Annotated in this window: 17 protein-coding genes; 9 read left to right on the forward strand and 8 right to left on the reverse strand. The window is 72.5% G+C overall.

What is annotated here, in order from left to right; genetic code table 11:
• Positions 1 to 6: 6 nt before the first annotated feature.
• Positions 7 to 720, reverse strand: coding sequence for an SDR family oxidoreductase (gene bdcA / locus QE401_RS21060; protein WP_307140056.1), 714 nt, complete (start codon positions 718 to 720; stop codon positions 7 to 9).
• A 75-nt stretch (positions 721 to 795) separates the two neighbouring features.
• Here bdcA and QE401_RS21065 point away from each other — a divergent pair, with 75 nt between their 5' ends.
• A complete protein-coding gene (locus tag QE401_RS21065; protein ID WP_307140057.1) occupies positions 796 to 1,389 on the forward strand; it encodes a TetR/AcrR family transcriptional regulator in 594 nt (197 codons plus the stop codon).
• A 15-nt stretch (positions 1,390 to 1,404) separates the two neighbouring features.
• Here the strand turns inward: QE401_RS21065 and QE401_RS21070 are convergent, their stop codons facing one another.
• Complete coding sequence (locus QE401_RS21070) at positions 1,405 to 2,823, reverse strand: sensor histidine kinase (RefSeq protein ID WP_307140058.1); 1,419 nt, start codon at positions 2,821 to 2,823, stop codon at positions 1,405 to 1,407.
• Positions 2,820 to 3,533: a response regulator gene (locus QE401_RS21075; protein ID WP_307140059.1), complete on the reverse strand. Its 714-nt coding sequence runs from the start codon at positions 3,531 to 3,533 to the stop codon at positions 2,820 to 2,822. Before QE401_RS21075 ends, QE401_RS21070 begins: the two co-directional genes overlap by 4 nt.
• Before the next feature lie 158 nt (positions 3,534 to 3,691).
• Here QE401_RS21075 and QE401_RS21080 point away from each other — a divergent pair, with 158 nt between their 5' ends.
• Positions 3,692 to 4,567: a MipA/OmpV family protein gene (locus QE401_RS21080; protein ID WP_307140060.1), complete on the forward strand. Its 876-nt coding sequence runs from the start codon at positions 3,692 to 3,694 to the stop codon at positions 4,565 to 4,567.
• 18 nt (positions 4,568 to 4,585) lie between these two features.
• Entirely contained in the window at positions 4,586 to 5,488 is a 903-nt protein-coding gene (locus QE401_RS21085) for an aldo/keto reductase (RefSeq protein ID WP_307140061.1), read from the forward strand.
• 23 nt (positions 5,489 to 5,511) lie between these two features.
• Here QE401_RS21085 and QE401_RS21090 read toward each other — a convergent pair whose 3' ends face one another.
• The 3 genes from QE401_RS21090 to QE401_RS21100 are packed head-to-tail and all read right to left on the reverse strand — an operon-like array spanning position 5,512 to position 9,148.
• Positions 5,512 to 7,689 carry a xanthine dehydrogenase family protein molybdopterin-binding subunit gene (locus tag QE401_RS21090; RefSeq protein WP_307140062.1) on the reverse strand — a complete coding sequence of 726 codons (2,178 nt, stop codon included), beginning with the start codon at positions 7,687 to 7,689 and terminating at the stop codon, positions 5,512 to 5,514.
• Positions 7,686 to 8,678, reverse strand: coding sequence for an FAD binding domain-containing protein (locus QE401_RS21095; RefSeq protein ID WP_307140063.1), 993 nt, complete (start codon positions 8,676 to 8,678; stop codon positions 7,686 to 7,688). The genes QE401_RS21090 and QE401_RS21095 overlap by 4 nt, the downstream gene beginning before the upstream one ends.
• Before the next feature lie 2 nt (positions 8,679 to 8,680).
• Positions 8,681 to 9,148, reverse strand: a complete 468-nt coding sequence (locus QE401_RS21100; RefSeq protein WP_475638111.1) for a 2Fe-2S iron-sulfur cluster-binding protein — start codon at positions 9,146 to 9,148, stop codon at positions 8,681 to 8,683.
• A gap of 314 nt (positions 9,149 to 9,462) precedes the next feature.
• Between QE401_RS21100 and QE401_RS21105 the strand changes: the two genes are divergently transcribed.
• Positions 9,463 to 10,356 (forward strand): LysR family transcriptional regulator, encoded by an 894-nt coding sequence (locus tag QE401_RS21105; protein WP_307140064.1) that lies wholly within the window; start codon positions 9,463 to 9,465, stop codon positions 10,354 to 10,356.
• Positions 10,357 to 10,364: 8 nt separating this feature from the next.
• On the opposite strand, the gene QE401_RS21110 is transcribed toward QE401_RS21105, so the two are convergent.
• The gene (locus QE401_RS21110; protein WP_307140065.1) at positions 10,365 to 11,300 is read right to left on the reverse strand and encodes a LysR family transcriptional regulator; all 936 of its coding nucleotides are present in this window, start codon (positions 11,298 to 11,300) and stop codon (positions 10,365 to 10,367) included.
• A gap of 130 nt (positions 11,301 to 11,430) precedes the next feature.
• Between QE401_RS21110 and QE401_RS21115 the strand changes: the two genes are divergently transcribed.
• Genes QE401_RS21115 through ggt form a run of 5 tightly spaced genes read left to right on the forward strand, consistent with a single transcriptional unit; the run spans position 11,431 to position 18,053 of the window.
• Positions 11,431 to 13,251, forward strand: coding sequence for a CocE/NonD family hydrolase (locus QE401_RS21115; protein ID WP_307140066.1), 1,821 nt, complete (start codon positions 11,431 to 11,433; stop codon positions 13,249 to 13,251).
• Positions 13,252 to 13,272: 21 nt separating this feature from the next.
• On the forward strand, positions 13,273 to 14,868 hold the full coding sequence (locus QE401_RS21120; RefSeq protein WP_307140067.1) for an ABC transporter substrate-binding protein: 1,596 nt from the start codon (positions 13,273 to 13,275) through the stop codon (positions 14,866 to 14,868).
• Positions 14,869 to 14,870: 2 nt separating this feature from the next.
• On the forward strand, positions 14,871 to 15,371 hold the full coding sequence (locus QE401_RS21125) for a GAF domain-containing protein (protein ID WP_307140068.1): 501 nt from the start codon (positions 14,871 to 14,873) through the stop codon (positions 15,369 to 15,371).
• Between the two features lie 52 nt (positions 15,372 to 15,423).
• Complete coding sequence (locus tag QE401_RS21130; RefSeq protein WP_307140069.1) at positions 15,424 to 16,407, forward strand: Bug family tripartite tricarboxylate transporter substrate binding protein; 984 nt, start codon at positions 15,424 to 15,426, stop codon at positions 16,405 to 16,407.
• 38 nt (positions 16,408 to 16,445) lie between these two features.
• Entirely contained in the window at positions 16,446 to 18,053 is a 1,608-nt protein-coding gene (ggt, locus tag QE401_RS21135; RefSeq protein WP_307140070.1) for a gamma-glutamyltransferase, read from the forward strand.
• Positions 18,054 to 18,072: 19 nt separating this feature from the next.
• Here the strand turns inward: ggt and pepT are convergent, their stop codons facing one another.
• Entirely contained in the window at positions 18,073 to 19,326 is a 1,254-nt protein-coding gene (pepT, locus tag QE401_RS21140) for a peptidase T (RefSeq protein WP_307140071.1), read from the reverse strand.
• Between the last annotated feature and the right edge of the window lie 123 nt (positions 19,327 to 19,449).

Consider the following 19,449-nt stretch of genomic DNA (forward strand, 5'->3'; position numbering starts at 1 on the left):
CGGTGGTCAGGCGCCGAAGCCGCCATCGATGGTGTGCATGGCGCCGGTGACGAAGCCGGCCTCCGGCCCGGCCAGCCAGGCGACCATGCCGGCCACGTCCTCCGGCTTGCCATGCCGCTTCAGCGCCATCAGCGGATGCACCAGATCCTTCAGCGGCCCGTCGGCGGGGTTCATGTCGGTGTCGATCGGGCCCGGCTGGACGATGTTCACGGTGATGCCGCGCGGGCCGAAATCATGCGCCAGGCCGCGCGCCATGCTCTGCAGCGCCGATTTGCTCATGGCGTAGGCGGAGAGGCCGGGGAAGGGCACGCGGTCGCCATTGACCGAGCCGATGACCAGGATGCGCCCGCCATCCGGCATGCGCCGCGCCGCCTCCACCGCGGCATGGTAGGGGGCGGTGACATTGATGCGCACCAGCCGGTCGACCTCGTCCGGATCCTGCTCCAGCGGGTCGCCGAAGATGGCGACGCCGGCATTGACCACCAGCACGTCGAGCGGGCCGCTGTCGCGCACCCGGGCGATCACCGCGTCGCGGTCGGCGCTGTCGGTGCGCGCGGCGCTGGCGCCGGTCTCGGCGGCCAGCTTCTCCGCCGCCTCCTGCGAGCCGGAATAGGTGAAGGCGACCTTGGCGCCCTCGGCGGCGAAGCGCCGCACGATCGCCGCGCCGATGCCGCGGCTGCCGCCGAGGACGAGAACGGATTTGCCCTGGAAATCGGCCATGCGGCCCTCCTTGAGATGAAACGTAGTGGGTGCTACATAAATGCTCCGGAGGCCCCGTCAAGGCATTTTGTATCGATGACTACAAATTCCCCGCGGCCGCGTGGCCGCCCCCGCCGCTTCGACCCCGAGGCGGCCCTCGTCACCGCCCAGCGGCTGTTCCATGAGCGCGGCTATGATGCGGTGAGCGTCGCCGACCTCACCGCCGCGCTGGGCATCAACCCGCCCAGCTTCTACGCCGCCTTCGGCAGCAAGGCGGCGCTCTATGCCCGCACCCTGTGCCGCTACGGCGCGGTCGAGGGGCTGCCGCTCTCGGAGATCCTGCGCCCCGGCCGGCCGGTGGCGGAGGGGCTGGCCGCGCTGCTGGAGGAGGCGGCGCGCCGCTATGCCGGCGGCAGCGCCGCCGCCGGCTGCCTGGTGATCGAGGGCATGCGCTGCAACGATGCCGAGGCGCGCCAGGCCGCGCGCAGCCTGAGCAGCGCCTCGCTGGAGCGGATCAGGGGCTTCATCGCCGCCGCGCATCCGGCGCTGGCCGAGGCGCTGACCGATTACGTCGCCACGGTGATGACCGGGCTGTCCGCCCTGGCGCGGGAGGGGCATGCGCCGGAGCGCCTGCTGGCCACCGCCCGGCTGGCCGCCCAGGCCATCGCCGCGGCGCTGCCGCCGGATTAGCGGCGCGGGCGGCGCTCAGCCGGGCGGCAGGGTTTCCGGCTGGGCCGGCAGGGTGACGTGCACCTCCAGCCCGCCGCCGGGCCGGTTGGCCAGCCTCACCTCGCCGCCATGCGCGCGGATGATGCTGCGCGCCGAGGTCAGGCCGAGCCCCACCCCGCCGCTGGCCCGGTTGCGCGAGCTCTCCATCCGGTAATAGGGGGCGAAGACCTGCTCCAGCGCCTCCTGCGGCAGGCCGGGGCCGGCATCGCGCACCAGGATCTCGGCGCGCCCCGCCTCCAGCCGCAGCAGGATCTCGGGCGGGGTCGCGTATTTCACCGCATTCTCGACCAGGTTGACGAAGGCGCGGCGCAGCGCGTGCGGCCGGCCGTGATGCGGGCCATGGTCGGGCCCGGCATAGGGGATGGCGATGCCCTGGTCGCCATAATCGTCGATGATGGATTTCAGCAGCTCCGGCAGGTCGAAGCGGGTGAAGGGCTCCTGCCCGGCATCGTCGCGGAAGAAGGCCAGCGCCGAATCCACCATGCCCTGCATCTCGTCGACATTGCGGAACAGGCGGCCCTGCTGCGGCTCCTCGACGAATTCGGCGATCAGCCGCATGCGCGTCAGCGGCGTGCGCAGATCATGCGAGATCGCCGCCAGCATCACCGTGCGGTCCTGCACGAAGCGGCCGATGCGCGCCTGCATGGCGTTGAAGGCCTCGATGGTCTGGCGCAGCTCGGCCGGGCCGGTGGGGGGGATGGGCGGCGCCTGCGGGTCGGTGCCGAAGCGGCGCACCGCCGCGGCCAGCCGCTCGATCGGCCCCGCCAGGCTGCGCGCGGTCAGCGTCGCCAGCAGCAGCACCGAGGCCAGGGCGAAGAGGAAGCGCACCACCTTGCGCAGCCAGGGTGTCGGCCCCCAGCGCCATTCCGGCACGGTGAACATCAGCCAGGAGCGGTCCGCCAGCTGCACGCCCATGAAATAGGTCTTGTCCTCCGCCGGCGGCCCGACGTCGAAGCGCGCCCCGGCCATTTCCTCGCTGTCGGAATCGAAGAAGATGATGTTGCGCTCATCGCCGAGCAGGGCGCGCAGCATCGGCCGCGCCTGCCAAAAATTGCGCCGCAGCCGCTCGGTCAGCGGCAGCGGCGTGTCGCCCGGATACCAGGCGAGGCGGTATTCCGGCGTGGCGGCGGCCGCCGCCGCCTGCGGTCGCGAGTCGGGCGGCAGCGCCTCGATGATGCGCACCGCCGCCGCCGCGCCGTGCAGCAGCCCGGTCTCCGGCACCGAGGGGCGGCCCCACACCCCGGCGAAATTGACGAAGAGCAGGTTCATCCCCAGCGTGGCGGCGAAGGCCAGCAGGATGGTCATGGCGAAGCGCCGGGCCAGGGTGTCGCCCAGCCAGCAGCTCAGCCACGCGATCCGCGCCGCCCCCGCGCCCAGCGCGGCCCTGCCCCTCACAGCCGCACCACGGCGGCCATCAGGATGTAGCCGCCATTGCGCACGGTGCGGATCAGCTCCGGCGTCTTCGGGTCGGCCTCCAGCTTGCGGCGCAGCCGGCTGATCTGCACATCGATGCTGCGGTCGAAGGCGGCGTAGCTTTCGCCGCGCGTCAGGTCCATCAGCATGTCGCGCGTCAGCACGCGCTGCGGATGCTCGGCGAAGGCCAGCAGCAGGTCGAACTCGCCGGCCGAGAGGAAGACCAGCGTGTTGTCCTGCGCCCGCAGCTCCCGCCGCGCGATGTCGAGCCGCCAGCGGCCGAAGCCCAGCACCGGCCGCGCCGCCTGGGCCGGCTGCGGCGCCGTGGCGCGGCGCAGCACCGCCTTGATGCGCGCCAGCAGCTCGCGCGCGCTGAAGGGCTTGGTCAGATAGTCATCGGCGCCGATCTCCAGCCCCACGACCCGGTCGGTGTGCTCGCTCATCGCCGTCAGCATGATCACCGGCACGCCGGATTGCGCGCGCAGCCTGCGGCACAGGTCGAAGCCGTTCTCCCCCTGCAGCATGACGTCGAGGATGACGACGCTGACCGGCTCGGCCTCCAGCCGCGCGAACATCTCCTCGCCGCGCCGGGCCACGCTCACGCTGCAGGAATGGTTCTGCAGGAACTGGGTCAGCAGCGACAGGATGTCCTCGTCATCATCGACGATCAGCACATGCGGCATCGGCGTCATGCCATCCTTCTACCGCGCAGCTCCGCCGCGCGTATGACCGGTCCTTGGCGGAAATGTATCATGGCTGCAACAAGGTGACGGTGCCGCCACAAGCGCCACATCAAGGCGCAAAACCGCCTGGCTAGGGTCGCTCCGCAGGAACAGGAGCATCCCCCGCCGTGTCGTTCAGCCTCCGCGCCATCCTCGCCGCCCGATGGGCACCCCCGCTGCTGGCGGCCCCGCTGCTGGCCCAACCCGCTTTGGCCCAGCCCGCCTTGACCCAGCCGGTCCAGGGCCCGCTCGCCATCGCCCCCGCCGCCCGCCCGGCGCCGGCCCCCGACCCGGTCACCGGCTGGACCGGCTTCCTCGGGATCGGCCCCGCCTTCGCGCCGGAATATGCCGGGGCGGAGACCAGCCAGTTTGCCCCCTTCGTCATGGGCGAGCTGTCGCATGGCCCGTATTTCCTGCAGCTGCGCGGCCTCGGCCTGCGCGCCAATCTGCTGCCCTCGCGCCGGCTGGTGGCCGGGCCGGTGCTGCGCCTGGCGCCCGGGCGCGACGATGATGTCGACAATGACCGCGTGGCGCGGCTGGACGAGATCGACCCGGTGCTGGAGGCGGGCGGCTTCGTCGCGCTGCGGCTCGGCGGCGATGCGCGCGGCCAGGGGCAGGTGGAGCTGTCGCTGACCGCCACCGGATCGTCCAATGGCGCCCAGGTCTCGGCCGGCCTGTCCTACGCCGCGCTGCGCGGGGCGCGCTATTTCGTCAATCTCGACACCGAGCTGAGCTATGCCGATGGCGACTACACCCGCACCCATTTCGGCGTGACGCGGGCCGAGGCGCTGCGCTCCGGCCTGCCGGAATACCGCCCCGCGGCGGGGCTGCGCGATGCCGGGCTGGGGCTGACCGCCGGCTACCAGCTGACCGACCATTGGGGGCTGACCGGCCGGCTCTCCTATTCCTACCTGCTGGGCGACGCGGCCGACAGCCCGATCGTCCGGCTGGAGGGCAACCGCAACCAGCTGCGCGGCGGCCTCGCCGTCACCTACCGGTTCTGAGCGGCGGGGGGCGGGGCCGTGCCGGCGACCGCGCTGCCGCGCCGCGCCCTGGGCCAGACCGGGCTGGTGGTCGGCGCCTGCGGCCTCAGCCTCGGCGCCGTGCCGGATCGCCGCCAGGCGCTGCGCCTGCTGCGGCAGGCGCGGGAGGGCGGCGTCACCCTGTTCGAGGCCGGCACGCCCGAGGCCGAGGCGCTGCTGGGCGAGGCGCTGCGGGGCGAGGCGCTGCACGGCGAGGCCGCGCCGCCGGTGCTGGCGGCGCGCCTGCCGCCGCCAGGGCCGCGCGCCGCCGGGTTGCGCGGCGCGGTCGAGGGCGCGCTGCGCCGGCTGCGCACCGATTGCCTGGACCTCGCCCAGCTGCCGCTGCCGGCGCCGGGCGAGGCCACCGAGGCGGCGCTGGCGCTGCTCACCACCCTGATATGGGAGGGCAAGCTGCGCGCCTTCGGTGTGCTGGAGCCGCAGCCTTCCCTCCTCGTCGAGGCGCATTGGCGGGCCGAGGGGCGTGGCCTGGCCCGGCCGGGCAGCGCCCGCGCCCTCTACGCCCCGCTCGCCCGCGGCGCCGAGCGCGACCTGCTGCCGAGCTGCCGGCGCCACGGAATGGGCGTGCTGGCGCGCGGCCCGGCCCGCCCCATGGACGCGCCGCAGCAGGCCGGGCTGCAGCGCCTGGCGGCGGCGGCGGGGCTGACGCCGGCGCAGCTCGCCCTGGCCTTCACCCTCGCGCATCCGGCGGTGACGGCGGCGCTGGTCGCGCCAGCCGGCGCGGCGGCCCTGGAGCAGGCGCTGCACGCCGCGCGGCTGGTGCCGGAGCCGGAGCTGCTGGACGGCCTCGACCAGCTGCTGCCGCCGGGCAGCGACGCGCTGCCGCCGGAGGCGCCGCCCGCCCCGACGCGCCGCCGCCCCGGCGAGGGGCGCGCGGCGGCCTGACGGCCAGCCCGGGTGCCCGCCGGCTACAGCAGGTGCTCCACCCGGATCGGCAATTCCCGCACCCTGCGCCCGGTGGCGTGGAACACCGCATTGCCGATGGCGGCGGCGACGCCGACCATCGCCACCTCGCCCAGGCCCTTCACGCCGGCGCCGTTCAGCCGCGGATCGGGGCGGTCGACGAAGCCGACCTCGATGGCGCCGATATCGGCGGCCACCGGCACGACATATTCGGCCAGATCGTTGTTCAGCACGCCGCCATAGCGCGGGTCGATCTCCGCCGCCTCGCGCAGCGCCGCGCCGATGCCCCAGACCACGGCGCCGCGCACCTGGCTTTCCGCCGTGCGCGGGCTGACCACGCGGCCGCAATCGATGACGCTGACGACACGCGGCACGCGGATGCGCCGCGTCGTCGGCTCCACCCGCACCTCGACGAAATGCGCGGCGTGGCTGAAGCTGACGAAGTCCGGATATTCCGGCCCGGCCGCGGCGGGCAGCCCGCTGGTCAGCCGGCCGAACACCGCATCCGGCTGGCCCGGCGCCTGGGCGCGCGCCTCCACCTCGATCTGCGGCCGGCGCAGCCGGGCCAGGCGCTGGTGCAGATTGCCGCGCAGGGTGCGGCCCTGGCGCAGCTCCTCCATCCGGTCGCGCAGCGCCAGCGCGGCGCGGCGCACCGCGGGCAGGCTGCTGGCGCTGCCCCAGGAGCCGGCGGTCAGGTGCTGCGGCGCCGCCTCGGTCTCGCCGATGCGGATCTCCACCCGCTCCGGATCGATGTCGAGATAGGCGACCAGCATGGCCAGGATGGCGGTGCGCATCCCCTGGCCCATCTCATGCCCGCTGACGGCGAGATGCGTGCTGCCATCGGCGCGCACCCGCAGCCGGGCGATGGCCGGCGAGATGGCGGCCTTGTAGGCGCCGCAGGCGACGCCCCAGCCGACCCGCTGCCCGGCCGCGTCGCGCATCGCGCCGGGCCTCGGGTCGCGGCGCGCCCAGCCGAAGCGCTCCGCCCCCTGGCGCAGGCATTCGGCCAGGAAGCGGGAGGAGAAGGGCCGCCCCGTCACCGGGTCCCGCGCCGCGTCATGCGCCAGGCGGAATTCCAGCGGGTCGCGGCCCAGCGCATGCGCCAGCTCGTCCACCGCGCTCTCGAAGGCGAAGGAGGCCGGTTGCTCGAAGGGCGCGCGCATATAGCCGGGCGATTGCACATCGGTGCGCACCAGCCGCTCGGCGCTGCGGTAGTTCGGGATGTCGTAGAGCCGCGAGGTGATCTCGCTGAACAGCGCCGGCAGCGTGTCGGCGCGGCTGTTCTGCATGTCGGCCTCGTAGAGCGCGGCCGTCATGCGCCCTTGCGCATCGGCGCCGAGGCGGATGCGGTGGCGGCTGGCGGGGCGGAAGCTCGCCGTGTGGAAGAGCTGGGCGCGCGGCATCACCAGCTTCACCGGCCGGCCCAGCGCCATGGCGGCGCGCGCCACCAGCACGGTCTGCGCCTGCAGCGAGTTCTTCTGGCCGAAGCCGCCGCCGAGATAGGCGCTCTCCACCCGCACCTGCGCCGGGTCGAGGCCGAGCGCGGCGGCGACACCGAACTTCACCGCGCCGGCATTCTGCGAGCCCTCATGCAGGGTCAGCACGCCGTCGCGCCAATCGGCGAGGGTGGCGATCAGCTCCATCGGGTTCTGGAACTGCGCCGGATGGCTGTACTCGGCCTCCACCACATGGGCGGCGGCGGCCAGCGCCGCGGGCGCGTCGCCCACATCGTAGCTCTGCCGCGGCGGCGTCGCCTCGGCGCCGGGGGCGTCCGGCAGGGCGGCGAAGGGCTCGGCCTCGCAGCGCGGCTGCACCAGCCGGGCGGCCTCGGCGGCGATTTCCGGCGTCTCGGCCACCACCAGCGCCACCGGCTCGCCATGATGCACCAGCCGGTCGGACAGCATGGGCTGGTGGCTCTGGAAGCCGCGCCCGCCGCCCATCAGGTAGCCGGCGGAGGTGACGCCGGCGAAATCGCGCCAGCTCAGCACCGCCAGCACGCCGGGCAGGGCGCGCGCCGCCGCGTCGTCGAGGCCGAGCAGCCGGCCGCGCACGATGGGGGAGGGCACGGTCATCGCATGCGCCAGGCGTGGCAGCGGCAGATCGGCGGCGAAGCGGGTGGCGCCGCGCACCTTGTCGGCGGCCTCCAGGCGCGGGCGGTCGGGGAAGGACGGGGTGTCGCTCATCGGGCGGGGCTCCGTGCGGCGGCGATCATCAGCGCGTCGGCCACGGTCTCCGCGCCCAGCGCCAGCTTGAACTGGTTGTGCCGGCCCGGCCGGGCCTCGGCGAAGGCGGCGCGGCCGGCCTCGAGGGCCAGCGCGCGGTCCAGGCGGCGGCCGGCCAGCACCGCCTCGGCCTGCGGCACGCGCCAGGGGCGGGTGGCGACGCCGCCCAGCGCGATTCGCGCCTGGCGCACCACCCCGCCCTCCAGCGCCAGCGCCACGGCGGCGGAGACCAGGGCGAAGGCATAGGATTCGCGGTCGCGGATCTTGTGATAGGTCGAGGCGGCGCCATGCGGCCCGAGCGGCACGCGGATCCGCAGGATCATCTCGCCCGGCCGCAGCGTATGCTCCTGCTGCGGCGTGTCGCCGGGCAGGCGGTGCAGCTCGGCCACCGCCAGGCTGCGCGGGCCCTCGGGGCCCAGCAGGTCGAGCGTGGCGTCGAGCGCCACCAGCGCCACCGCCCAGTCGCCGGGATAGACGGCGATGCAGGCCTCGCTGCCGCCGAACAGCGCATGGCCGCGATCCAGCCCCTCCCGCGCGGCGCAGCCGCTGCCGGGATTGCGCTTGTTGCAGGCGTAATGCGCGCCATTGCGGAAATAGGGGCAGCGCGTCCGCTGCAGCAGATTGCCGCCCAGGCTCGCCATGTTGCGCAGCTGCTGCGACGCCGCCTTGGCCAGCGCCTCCGCCAGCACCGGGCAGCGGCGCAGGATCTCGGGGTGGTGCGACGCGTCGCTCATCCGCGCCAGGGCGCCGAAGGTGATCTCGTTCTCGCCGATCTCGATGCCATCCAGCCCGGGCATGCCGGAGATGTCGAGCAGCGCATCCGGCGTCTCGATGCCGAGCTTCATCAGGTCGTAGATTGTGGTGCCGCCGGCCAGGATCCGGGCGCCGCCGGCGAGGGCGGCGGGTACCGCCTCCACCGCGCCGGCGCGGGCGTAATCGAAGGGGCGCATGCTCAGCCCTCCCGCATCTTGGGGGCGGCGTCGCGGATCGCCGCCAGGATGCCGGCATAGGCGCCGCAGCGGCAGAGATTGCCGCTCATCGCCTCGCGGATCTGCTCGTCGCTGCCGGCCTGGCCTTCGCGGACACAGGCGATGGCGGCCATGATCTGGCCCGGCGTGCAATAGCCGCATTGCAGCGCGTCATGGTCGATGAAGGCCTGCTGCATCGGGTGCAGCCGGCCCTCGGGCGCGATGCCCTCGATGGTCAGCACCGCGCGCCCCTCCACCTGCGCCGCCAGCGTCAGGCAGGATGCGACGCGCCTGCCATCGACATGCACGGTGCAGGCGCCGCACTGGCCATGGTCGCAGCCCTTCTTGGCGCCGGTCAGGTGCAACCGCTCGCGCAGCAGGTCGAGCAGCGAACTGCGCGGATCCACCGGCAGCGACACCGCCTGGCCATTCACCCGCAGCGACAGCGGCAGGCTGGCGCCGGGGGGCGGCGCCGCGGCCGCGGGGGGCGCCGCGGGGGTGGCGGTCTGCGCCGCGGCGGGCAGGGCGGAGAGGGCGGCCAGGGCGGCGCCGCAGCGCGCCAGGCCGCGTCGCGTGGCCTCGGGCGACGCGGCGTGTGGGTCGGGGGCGTCATCCATCGCGAATTCGGTCACCGGCAGGTCCTTTCCATCGCGGGCGAGGCCGGGGGAGGCCGCCTCGGCCTGGCGAGGGAAAGCTATTCACGCCGGTGGGGAAGAATAATCCCGCCATGCTTGACATGTCCGTTCGGGAAGCGCGAACAATCCGCATGGACCGGCTGGATGTGATGCGGCTGCTGACCCGCATCGTCGAGACAGGCAGCTTCAGCGCGGCGGCCCGCGACCAGGGCCTGCCGCGCTCCACCGCGACCGAGGCGATCCAGCAGCTGGAGGCGCGGCTGGGCGTGCGGCTGCTGAACCGCACCACGCGCCATGTCTCGCCGACGCGGGAGGGCGAGGCCTATTACCATCGCTGCCTGTCGATCCTGGCCGAGGTCGAGGATGCCGAGGGCAATCTGGCCGCAAGCCAGCCGCGCGGCCTGCTGCGCATCGATGTGCATGGCCGCATGTTCCGCAGCCTGATCCTGCCCGCCCTGCCCGAGTTCCTGGCACGGCATCCGGGCCTCGAGCTGCGCATCGGCGAGGGCGACCGGCTGGTCGACCTGGTGCGGGAGGGGGTGGATTGCGTGGTCCGCGCCGGCGTGCCGGCGGAAAGCGGCATGATCCTCCGCCGCCTGGGCCAGCTGCCGGAGGCGACGGGCGCCAGCCCCGACTACCTGGCCCGCCACGGCGTGCCGCGCACGCCCGACGAGCTGGAGGGGCACCAGATGGTGGGGTTCGTCTCCTCGGCCAGCGGCGAGGTGATGGCGCTCGACTTCCACCAGGGCGGGCGGCTGCGCGAGGTGATGCTGCCCAGCCGCATCACCGTCACCGGCTCCGACACCAGCCTGGCGCTGGCGCGGCTGGGCTATGGGCTGGTGCAGGCGCCGCGCTACGGCATGGAGGCGGATTTCGCCGCCGGCACGCTGGTCGAGGTGCTGCCGGATTTCCCGCCCTCCTCGATCCCGGTCTCCGCCCTCTATCCGCAGAGCCGCCAGCTCTCGCCCCGGGTGCGGGTCTTCGTCGACTGGCTGGTGCAGATCTTCCGCCCCTTCCGCGACTGAGCGGGCGCTCAGCCCGCGCCCTGGCGGCGGCGCAGCCCGCGCAGCAGGAGCTCCGCCTCATGCCGCGCGCTGCGGGCGACCAGCGCGGCGAAATCCTCGACCAGCGCCGAGCGCGGCTGCCAGGTCGGGAAGAACACGCCATAGGGCAGCGGGATGGCGGGGGCGAAGGCGCGGATGACCATCTGCGGCGCCGGGGAGGAGCGGGCAACGAAGGGATCGGCCAGCGCGACGCCGAGGCCGAGCGCCGCCATCTGGCAGACCACCACGCCATTCGAGGCCTCGAACCGTGCCCGGGGCGTCACCCCGGCCTCGCGGCAATGCTGCTCCAGCCCCTGGCGCAGCAGGGAGCGCGGATGCGTCACCACCATGTCGTGGCCGGGGAGGTCCGTCACCGTCACCACTGGCCGGGCCGCCAGCGGATGGTCGCGCCGCATCACCGCCACCGCCTCCACCTCGCAGAGCGGCTCCACCTTCAGCCCGGCATGCGCCAGCGGCAGCACGGTGACGCCCATGTCGAAATGCTCCTGCTCCAGCACCGTCTCGGCATCCAGGCGGATGCGGGTGTCGATGGTGGCGGAGAAATCCGGCACCCGGGCGGCCATGGCGCGCAGCGCCTGGCCCAGCACGAAGCTCGCCACCTGCGGCGCGGTCAACAGGCGGAGATGGTTGTCCTTCTTGCCCTGGCGGATGCCGCTGGCCAGCCGCGCCAGCCCGTCATGCCCGGCCAGCACGCGCTCGGCCTGCTGCCAGAAGCGGAAGCCCTCGGCGGTCAGCGCCAGGCGGCGATTCTCGCGGCTGAACAGGGCGAAGCCCAGCTCCTGCTCCAGCGCCGCCAGCAGCCGCCCGACCTGGGGCTGGGTCCGCCCCAGCCGCGCCGCCGCCTGGGAGACCGAGCCGCCCTCGACAAAGGCGCGCAGCGCCTCGAGTGACCGCAGATTGTGCACAATCGCCCCCTGACCCTGTGCGGAAACCGCATGATCTGCACGGTATAATGCATTTGACGCATCGGGCACGCTTGGGCATCGGTGACGCAACCATGACAGCGGCCGAGGGGCCGGCAGCGAGGGTGCGAGCATGTCCGACAGTGATCACGGCAGTGCCGCCTGGCACGTCACCCCTTCGGCCTATGAAGCCGCGCGCGAGGCTGCCCATGCCCTGCCGGCCGCGCCCGAATCCCGCTACCTGGCGATGCGCGATGGCTGCCGCATCGCCATCGATGTCTGGCGGCCCGAGGGCGCCAAGGGCCCGGTGCCCGCCATCCTGATCCTCACCCCCTATTACCGCCGCTTCGCGGTGGCGCCGGGCAGCGCGGCGGACGCCATCCCCAATGCCGGCAAGTTCGTGCGCCATCTGGTGCCGCGCGGCTATGCGGTGGTGGTGGTGGATGTGCGCGGCACCGGTGCCTCTTTCGGCACGCGCGACAGTTTCCGCTCGCCGAAGGAGCGCGAGGACAGCCGCGAGATCGCCGATTGGATCGTCGCGCAGCCCTGGTCGGACGGGCAGATCGGCGCCACCGGCATCTCCTATCCGGGTGCTGCCTCCGACTTCCTGGCCAGCACCGGCCACCCCGCGGTGAAGGCCATCGCGCCGCTGTTTGCCGTCTGGGACACCTATGCCGACAACTACTATCCCGGCGGCATCCTGCTGAAGCAGCTGGCCAAGAGCTATGACGATTTGATGGTCGCCATGGACCATGACCGGCGCGACCTGCTGCGCAACTATGTCTACTACGCCAACCCCGATCTGCGCGGCCCGCATCCGGTGGACGAGGATGCGGATGGCAGCCTGCTCGCCGCCGCGCTGCGCGAGCATCTGGGCAATTTCCGCCAGCCGGATTTCATGGGCGAGTTCCGCTTCCGCGAGGAGCCGCTGCCTTATGATCCCTCCTTCAGCTCCGCCTCCTTCAGCCCCTATTCGGTGAGCGAGGGCATCCGCCCGGATGTCGCGGTGCTGGCGGTCTCCGGCTGGATGGATGGCGCGGGCTACGCCAATGGCGCCATTTCCCGCTATCTGACGCTGCGCGGGAACAAGGTGCATCTGCTGCTCGGCCCCTGGGATCATGGGGCGCGCTGCAATGTCTCCCCCTGGCGGCGGGAGCAGACATCCGAATTCGCGCTGCTCGGCGCGCTGCTGCGCTTCTTCGACCATTACCTGCTGGGCCGCGACACCGGGCTCGAAGCCGAGCAGCCGGTGCATTATTTCAGCCTGCACGCGGAGGAATGGCGCGGCGCCGCATCCTGGCCGCCGGTCGAGACCGTGCAGCGCCTGCATCTGGGCGAGGCCATGCTGGACGCGGTGGCGGGCGAGGCGGGGCACGAAAGGATCAACGCCGATTTCGCCTGGGGCAGCGGCAGCGGCACGCGCTATGAGCGCATCGCCGGCATCAACAGCACCACCTACTACGCCGATTGGCCGCAGCGGGAGGCGCAGCTGGCCGGCTGGTCCTCGGCCCCGCTGGCGCAGGATATGGAGCTGACCGGGCATGGCCTGGCCGATCTCTGGCTCAGCGCCGACACGCCGGATGCCGCGCTCTTCGTCTATCTCTCCGAGGTCGAGGCGGATGGCACGGTGCGCTACGTCACCGAAGGCCTGCTGCGCGCGCTGCACCGCAAGGAAAGCCCGGCGCCCCCGCAGTACCGCACCAGCTGGCCCTTCCGCTCCTTCCGGCGGGAGGATGCGGCGCCGCTGGTGCCGGGCCAGGTGGAGCGCATCCGCGTGCCCCTGCTGCCGGTCTCCTGGGTGTTCCGCGCCGGTTCGCGCATCCGCCTCTCCATCGCCGGCATGGATGCCGACCATTGCGTGCAGGTGCCGCATGGCCGCCCGCCGGAACTGCGCCTGCTGCGCGGTGGCGACCGGGGCTCGGCCCTGGAACTGCCGCTGCGGCCGGCGCGCTGAATTCACAACAAGGAAACGCCCATGCAACGCCGCCAGTTCCTGGCCGCCACCGGCCTGCTCGCCACCACCGGCTGGGGGGCGCTGGCGCCGCGCCCGGCCCGCGCTCAAACCGCGACGCTGCGCATCGGCCTGGGCGGCGCCTTCACCACGGTGGACCCGCATTTCTACCACGCGGTGCCGAACCACACCGTCGCCATGCACATGTTCGAGCGGCTGATCAACCGCGCCCCCGATGGGCGCCTGATCCCCGGCCTGGCGACGGAGTGGCGGCTGCTCTCCGACACGCTGTGGGAGTTCAAGCTGCGCCCCGGCGTGAAATTCCATGATGGCGGCGACTTCACCGCCGACGACGTGGTCTTCACCTTCGAGCGCGCCCGCGACGTGCCGAACAGCCCGGGCGGCTTCGGCGGCTTTCTCCGCGCCGTGCAGCGGGTCGAGGTGATCGACCCGCTGACCATCCGCCTGCACACGCCGGTGCCGGCGCCGGATCTCGGGCCGAACCTCACCTATGTCGGCATCGTCTCCCGCCGTGTGGGCGAGGGCGCGACCACCGCCGACTACAATTCCGGCAAGGCGGCGATCGGCACCGGCCCGTACAAATTCGCGTCCTACACGCCCGGCAGCCGCGTCGATCTGGCGCGCAACGAGCTGTGGTGGGGCGAGAGGCAGGGCTGGGAGAGTGTCTCCCTGCGCCTCATCACCAACCCGGCCGGCCGCACCGCCGCGCTGCTCTCGGGCGATGTCGATCTGATCGACACCCCCTCCGTCACCGACCTGCCGCGGCTGCGCGAGGATTCTCGCGTCAATGTCGCCGCCATCCCCGGCATCCGCCTGCTCTATCTGACGCCCGATCTGTCGCGCGAGGGCGAGAGCCCCTTCGTCACCGACAGGAGCGGCAAGCCGCTGCCCAAGAACCCGTTCCGTGATCTGCGGGTGCGCCAGGCGCTGTCGCTGGCGCTGCAGCGCGACGCGCTGGGCGAGCGGGTGATGCTCGGCACCGGCGCGGCGACCGGCCAGTGGATGCCGCCCGGCGCCTATTCCTACGCGCCGAACCTGGCGCCGCCGAAGCCCGACCCGGAGCGGGCCCGCCGCCTGCTGGCCGAGGCCGGCTTCCCGGAGGGCTTCAACCTCACGCTCCACACGCCGAATGACCGCTACCCCAATGATGCGCGGCTGGCCCAGGCCATCGCCCAGATGTGGACGCGCATCGGCGTGCAGACCACGGTCGAGGCGATGCCCTGGAGCACCTATGCCGCGCGCGGCGGCCGCCAGGAATTCTCCATGGGGCTGTGGGGCTGGGGCAGCGCCACTTTCGAGGGCGGCTACATGCTCAGCCAGTGCATGGCCAGCTATGACAAGGAGCGCAGCCTGGGCCTGTACAATTACGGCCGCTACAGCAGCCCCGAGCTGGATGCGCTGATCATCCGCGCCACCTCCACCGTCGAGGATGCGGCGCGCGAGGCGCTGCTGATCGAGGCGACGGAGAAGGCGATGGCGGATGTGCCGCTGATCCCGCTGCTGATGCTGCAGAACATCTGGGCGGTGCGGAAGGGTGTGACGCTCTCGCCGCGCTCGGATGAGCGGACGCTCGCCATGGACGCGAAGGCGGAGGGCTGAGCATGGCGCAGCATTCCGATCCGCTGCCGCATCTGGCCCGCCTGGCGCTCGCCCAGGCGGAGGAGGGCCAGCCGCATTCCAGCTTCGCCGCGCTGGACGCGGCGCTGGCGGCGGTGGTCGGCCACCGGCTCTGCACCATCCAGATCCATTATCCGGGTGGCGAGGCGGAGCGTGTCTATTCCAACGTGCCGCAGCATTACGCCGTGGGCGGGCGCAAGCGCGCCTCCGACGCGCCGCGCATGCGCGAGCTGATGCAGCATGGCCGCCCGATCCTGATCCGGACCGAGGCCGAGCTGCGCGCCAGCTACCCGGACCATGCCGGCGCCAGCGCGCTGGGCTGCGGCAGCGCCATGAACACGCCGGTGCGCTGGCAGGGCCGCACGCTGGGCCAGGTGAACCTGATGCATCAGGAAGGCTGGTACGGCGAGGCCGACCTGCCGCTGGTGCGCTGCTTCGCGCAATATCTGGTGCCCGCCTTCCTCGCCTTGGCCGAGGCCGGCTGACACCGCCCAACCACCACCCAGGCGCCGCGCGCCCGTCTTGGAGAGCATGAGCATGTTCGCTGGACTTCCCCGCCGCCGCCTGCTGCAGGGCGCCGCCCTGCTGGCGCTGCCCGCCGGCCCGGCCATGGCCCAGGCGCCCTGGCCGCAGGCCCGCGCCATCAATGTGGTGGTCCCCTTCGGCGCCGGCGGCGCCACCGACATCGCCGCCCGCGTCATCGCCCAGGAGATGCAGGCGAGCCTCGGCCAGAGCCTGGTGCTGGAGAACAGGGGCGGCGCCGGTTCTACCCTCGGCACCGGTTATGCGGCGCGGCAGGCGCCGGATGGCTACACGCTGCTGATCACCACGATCAGCGGGCTGGCGATCGGCCAGACCCTGTATCGCGGCCGCATCCAGTATGATGCCGACACCTCCTTCGCCCATATCGCCATCATGATGGGCACGCCCTATCTGCTGTGTGTCGATCCGCGCCTGCCGATCCGCAGCCTGGCCGACTATGTCGCCGCCTCGCAGAGCCGGGTGATGGATTACGGCACCTCGGGCGTCGGAGGCGTCGCGCATCTGATCGGGCTGCGGCTGGCGCGCGCCACCGGCGCGAAGCTGGAGCATGTGCCCTATCGCGGCTCCACCCAGGCGATCACCGATGTCATGGCGGGTGTCGTGCCCTCGGTGATGGACAGCCTGACGGCCACCAGCGCGCATCTGCGCTCCGGCGCGCTGCGGGCGCTGGCGACCTCGGCGCCTGAGCGCTCGCCCGATTTCCCGGATGTTCCGACCTTCCGCGAACTCGGCTATCCGGATGTGGTGGCCGATGGCTGGGCGGGCCTCGCGGCACCGGCCGGCACGCCGCGCCCGGTGCTGGAGAAGCTGGCCGAGGCGGTGCGCAAGGCGCAGGACAGCCCCAATGTGCAGCGCCGCTTCGCCGAGACCTCGACCACGGCGGGGCGGCTCTATCTGGACGCGGCGCAGGATTTCGTGCGCCGTGAGGTGGCGAGCTGGAAGCCGGTGATCGAGGCCTCCGGCATCACGCCGGACTGAGCGGCGGCGGAACGGGCAAGGAAGCGGGGAGAGAGCGGATGCGCGGCATCGTGGTGGCGGCCCAGCCGGAAGCGGCGGAAGCGGGCGTCGAAATCCTGCGGCAGGGCGGCAATGCGGTGGACGCCGCCATTGCCTGCGCCTTCAGCCAGGGCGTGGTGGACCCGCAGATGTGCGGCATCGGCGGCTTCGGCGCCATGCAGATCTGTATGCCGAAGCAGGGCGTGCACAGCGTGCTGGAATTCTTCGCCCGCGCGCCGCTCTCCGCCACGCCGGAGATGTGGGCGGACAAGTTCATCGGCCAGTCGCGCGACGGTTTCGTCTTCCTGCTCGACGACCAGAGCAACGATATCGGCTATGGCTCGGTCGGCACGCCAGGCAATGTGGCGGGCTATACCGAGGCGCTGTCGCGCTTCGGCACCATGAAGCTGCGGGACGTGATGGCGCCGGCCATCGCGCAGTCGCGCCGCGGCGTGATGGTGCGGCCCTATGTCCACTATTACTGGGCGCTGGACCACGGCAATGACGGCCAGGTCAATGTCGAGGACAAGCTGCGCTTCAGCGAGACCGGGCGGCAGGTCTATTTCCGCCCCGATGGCAGGCTGAAGCGCCCGGGCGACATTCTGCGCAACCCGGAGATGACGCGCACGCTGGAGCGCATCGCCGAAGGCGGCGCCGATTCCTTCTATCGCGGCGACATCGCGCGCGAGATCGCGGCCGACATGGCGGCGCGCGGCGGCGGCATCACGCTGGAGGACCTCGCCGCCTATCGGGTGCGGGAGAAATCGCCCTGCTGGGGCGAATATCGCGGGCTGCGCGTGGCCTCCAACCCGCCGCCGGCGGGCGGCGGCTCGCTGATCGAGCTGCTGCACATCCTGGCGCAATTCGATCTCGGCGCGCTGGAGCACAACAGCGTCGAGCATCTGCGCATCCTGGCGGAAGCCATGAAATGGATGACCATCGACAAGGACGCCCATATGGGCGACCCGGATTTCGTCGATGTGCCGATGGAGCGGCTGCTCTCCGCCGCGCATGCCAGGGCGCTGGCGGTGCGTATCCGCGCGGGCGAGAAGGCCGCGGTGCCGCGCGCCGAGGAGCCGCGCGACCCGCCCGACACCACCGTGGTCTGCGTCGTCGATGCGGCGGGCAATGCGGTGTCGATGACGCACACGCTGGGCATCCCCTCCGGTGTCATCACCCCGGGGCTCGGCTTCATGTACAATGGCTGCATGAGCGGCTTCGACCCGCGCCCGGGCCGTGCCGCCTCCATCGCTCCGGGGAAGAGCCGCGCCAGCGCCATGGCGCCGACCCTGCTCTTCGAGGGCGACGCGCCCTGCATGGTGCTGGCCGCCCCGGGCGGCACCTATATCGTGCCGGCGCTCGCCCAGGCGATCAGCAATGTCGTCGATTTCGGCATGAGCATGGCGGAGGCTGTGGCGGCGCCGCGCATCGTCGCGCTGAGCGACACGATCGATGTCGCCAACCGCATCCCGCACGGCACCACCGATGCCCTGGCGGCGCTGGGCTATCCGATCGCGCGCTCCTATCAGAGCTATGCCTTCGGCGCCCCGCATGGGCTGGCGCTGCGCGACGGCGCCTGGCAGGGCGGCGCCGACCCGCAGCGCGACGGCATGGCGATGCGGGCCTGAATAGGGCGCGGCGGGCGGATCAGCCCGCCGCGCTGTTCCGCGGCTCGGCGGCCAGCGCGCAGAGCCGCTCGGTCAGGCGATAGGAATCGACGAAGGAGCCGACCGGCAGGAATTCATCGCGCGAGTGGAAATTGTGGGCGCCGGTGAAGTAGTTCGGCGTCGGCACACCGCGCGCCGACAGCGCCGAGCCATCCGTGCCGCCGCGCATGGCGATCACCTTGGGCGTGATGCCCATCTGCCCCATCGCCTGCACGATCAGATCGACGCAGTGCCGGTCATTGCCCAGCGCGGCGTCGATATTCTGGTAGCTGTCCTCGATCTTCACCTCGATCTTCGCGCGCGGGTGGCGGGCGCGCAGACGCTCCACCGCCTCGGCCACATAGGCCTTGCGCTCGGCGAAGCGGGCCCCGTCATGGTCGCGGATCGACATCTGCAGCCGCGCGCTGCCCTGGTTGCCGGAAATGCCGTTGCACCACCAATAGCCCTCGCGCCCCTCGGTGTGCTCGGGCGTCTGCAGCGGGTCGAACAGCCCCACCAGCTCGGTGGCGATCAGGATCGGGTTCACCAGCACGCCCTTGGCGGTCATCGGATGGGCGGTGACGCCGGTGATGTCGACGGTGACGCCGGCGGCGTTGAAGGTCTCATAGACCAGCTCGCCGCGCTCGCAGCAATCGATGGTGTAGGCGAAGGCGACGGGGAAACGCGCCAGCTCCATCACCTTGGCGCCGCGCAGCCCGATCTCCTCATCGGGCACGAAGGCCAGGATGATGTCGCCGCGCGGCGCATCGCTGTGCCGCAGCCGGTCCGCCAGGGTCATCAGCACGGCGATCGCCGCCTTGTTGTCGGCGCCCAGCACGCTGGTGCCGTCGCTGACAAGGATCTCCTGGCCGCGATAGGGCAGGATCTCGGGATGCTCGGCGACCCGCAGCCAGATATCCTGTTCGCGGTTCAGCGGCAGGTCCTCGCCCTCGAAGCGCAGGCGCTGCGGCTTCACCACGGGCGAGAGGCCGACATCCACCGTGTCCAGATGCGCCACGAAGCCGATGCAGGGGGCGTCGGCCCGGTTGCCGGGCAGCCGCGCCGTCAGCACGCTGTGCGCGTCGAGATGGATATCGGCCAGGCCCAGCGCCGCCAGCTCCTCTCGCAGCAGCTCCGCCAGGCGGCGCTGGCCCTGGGTGCTGGGCACGCTGGTCGCCGCCGCGTCGCTCTGGCTCTCCACCGAGAGGTAGCGGAAGAAGCGCTCGATCAGCTGCTCGGCAAGGGCATCGGCCATGGCAAGGCTCCGGGAATCAGGGGCGGGGCGGGCCGGCGCCGGGGCACGGACCGCGACAGGGGCGGTATCATCGCCCCGCCCGGGCCCCGGCGCCAAGGGGGCGGCCGATCTGAAGATCGGGCG

The organism is Pseudoroseomonas cervicalis (genome assembly GCF_030818485.1).
Taxonomy (GTDB): Bacteria; Pseudomonadota; Alphaproteobacteria; order Acetobacterales; family Acetobacteraceae; genus Pseudoroseomonas; species Pseudoroseomonas cervicalis_A.

What these genes read in the sequence shown, in the direction of transcription:
- bdcA (WP_307140056.1), bottom strand. Translation starts at nt 720, where the DNA reads ATGGCCGATTTCCAGGGCAAATCCGTTCTCGTCCTCGGCGGCAGCCGC.
- QE401_RS21065 (WP_307140057.1), top strand. Translation starts at nt 796, where the DNA reads ATGACTACAAATTCCCCGCGGCCGCGTGGCCGCCCCCGCCGCTTCGAC.
- QE401_RS21075 (WP_307140059.1), bottom strand. Translation starts at nt 3,533, where the DNA reads ATGACGCCGATGCCGCATGTGCTGATCGTCGATGATGACGAGGACATC.
- QE401_RS21090 (WP_307140062.1), bottom strand. Translation starts at nt 7,689, where the DNA reads ATGAGCGACACCCCGTCCTTCCCCGACCGCCCGCGCCTGGAGGCCGCC.
- QE401_RS21095 (WP_307140063.1), bottom strand. Translation starts at nt 8,678, where the DNA reads ATGCGCCCCTTCGATTACGCCCGCGCCGGCGCGGTGGAGGCGGTACCC.
- QE401_RS21105 (WP_307140064.1), top strand. Translation starts at nt 9,463, where the DNA reads ATGGACCGGCTGGATGTGATGCGGCTGCTGACCCGCATCGTCGAGACA.
- QE401_RS21115 (WP_307140066.1), top strand. Translation starts at nt 11,431, where the DNA reads ATGTCCGACAGTGATCACGGCAGTGCCGCCTGGCACGTCACCCCTTCG.
- QE401_RS21120 (WP_307140067.1), top strand. Translation starts at nt 13,273, where the DNA reads ATGCAACGCCGCCAGTTCCTGGCCGCCACCGGCCTGCTCGCCACCACC.
- QE401_RS21125 (WP_307140068.1), top strand. Translation starts at nt 14,871, where the DNA reads ATGGCGCAGCATTCCGATCCGCTGCCGCATCTGGCCCGCCTGGCGCTC.
- QE401_RS21130 (WP_307140069.1), top strand. Translation starts at nt 15,424, where the DNA reads ATGTTCGCTGGACTTCCCCGCCGCCGCCTGCTGCAGGGCGCCGCCCTG.
- ggt (WP_307140070.1), top strand. Translation starts at nt 16,446, where the DNA reads ATGCGCGGCATCGTGGTGGCGGCCCAGCCGGAAGCGGCGGAAGCGGGC.
- pepT (WP_307140071.1), bottom strand. Translation starts at nt 19,326, where the DNA reads ATGGCCGATGCCCTTGCCGAGCAGCTGATCGAGCGCTTCTTCCGCTAC.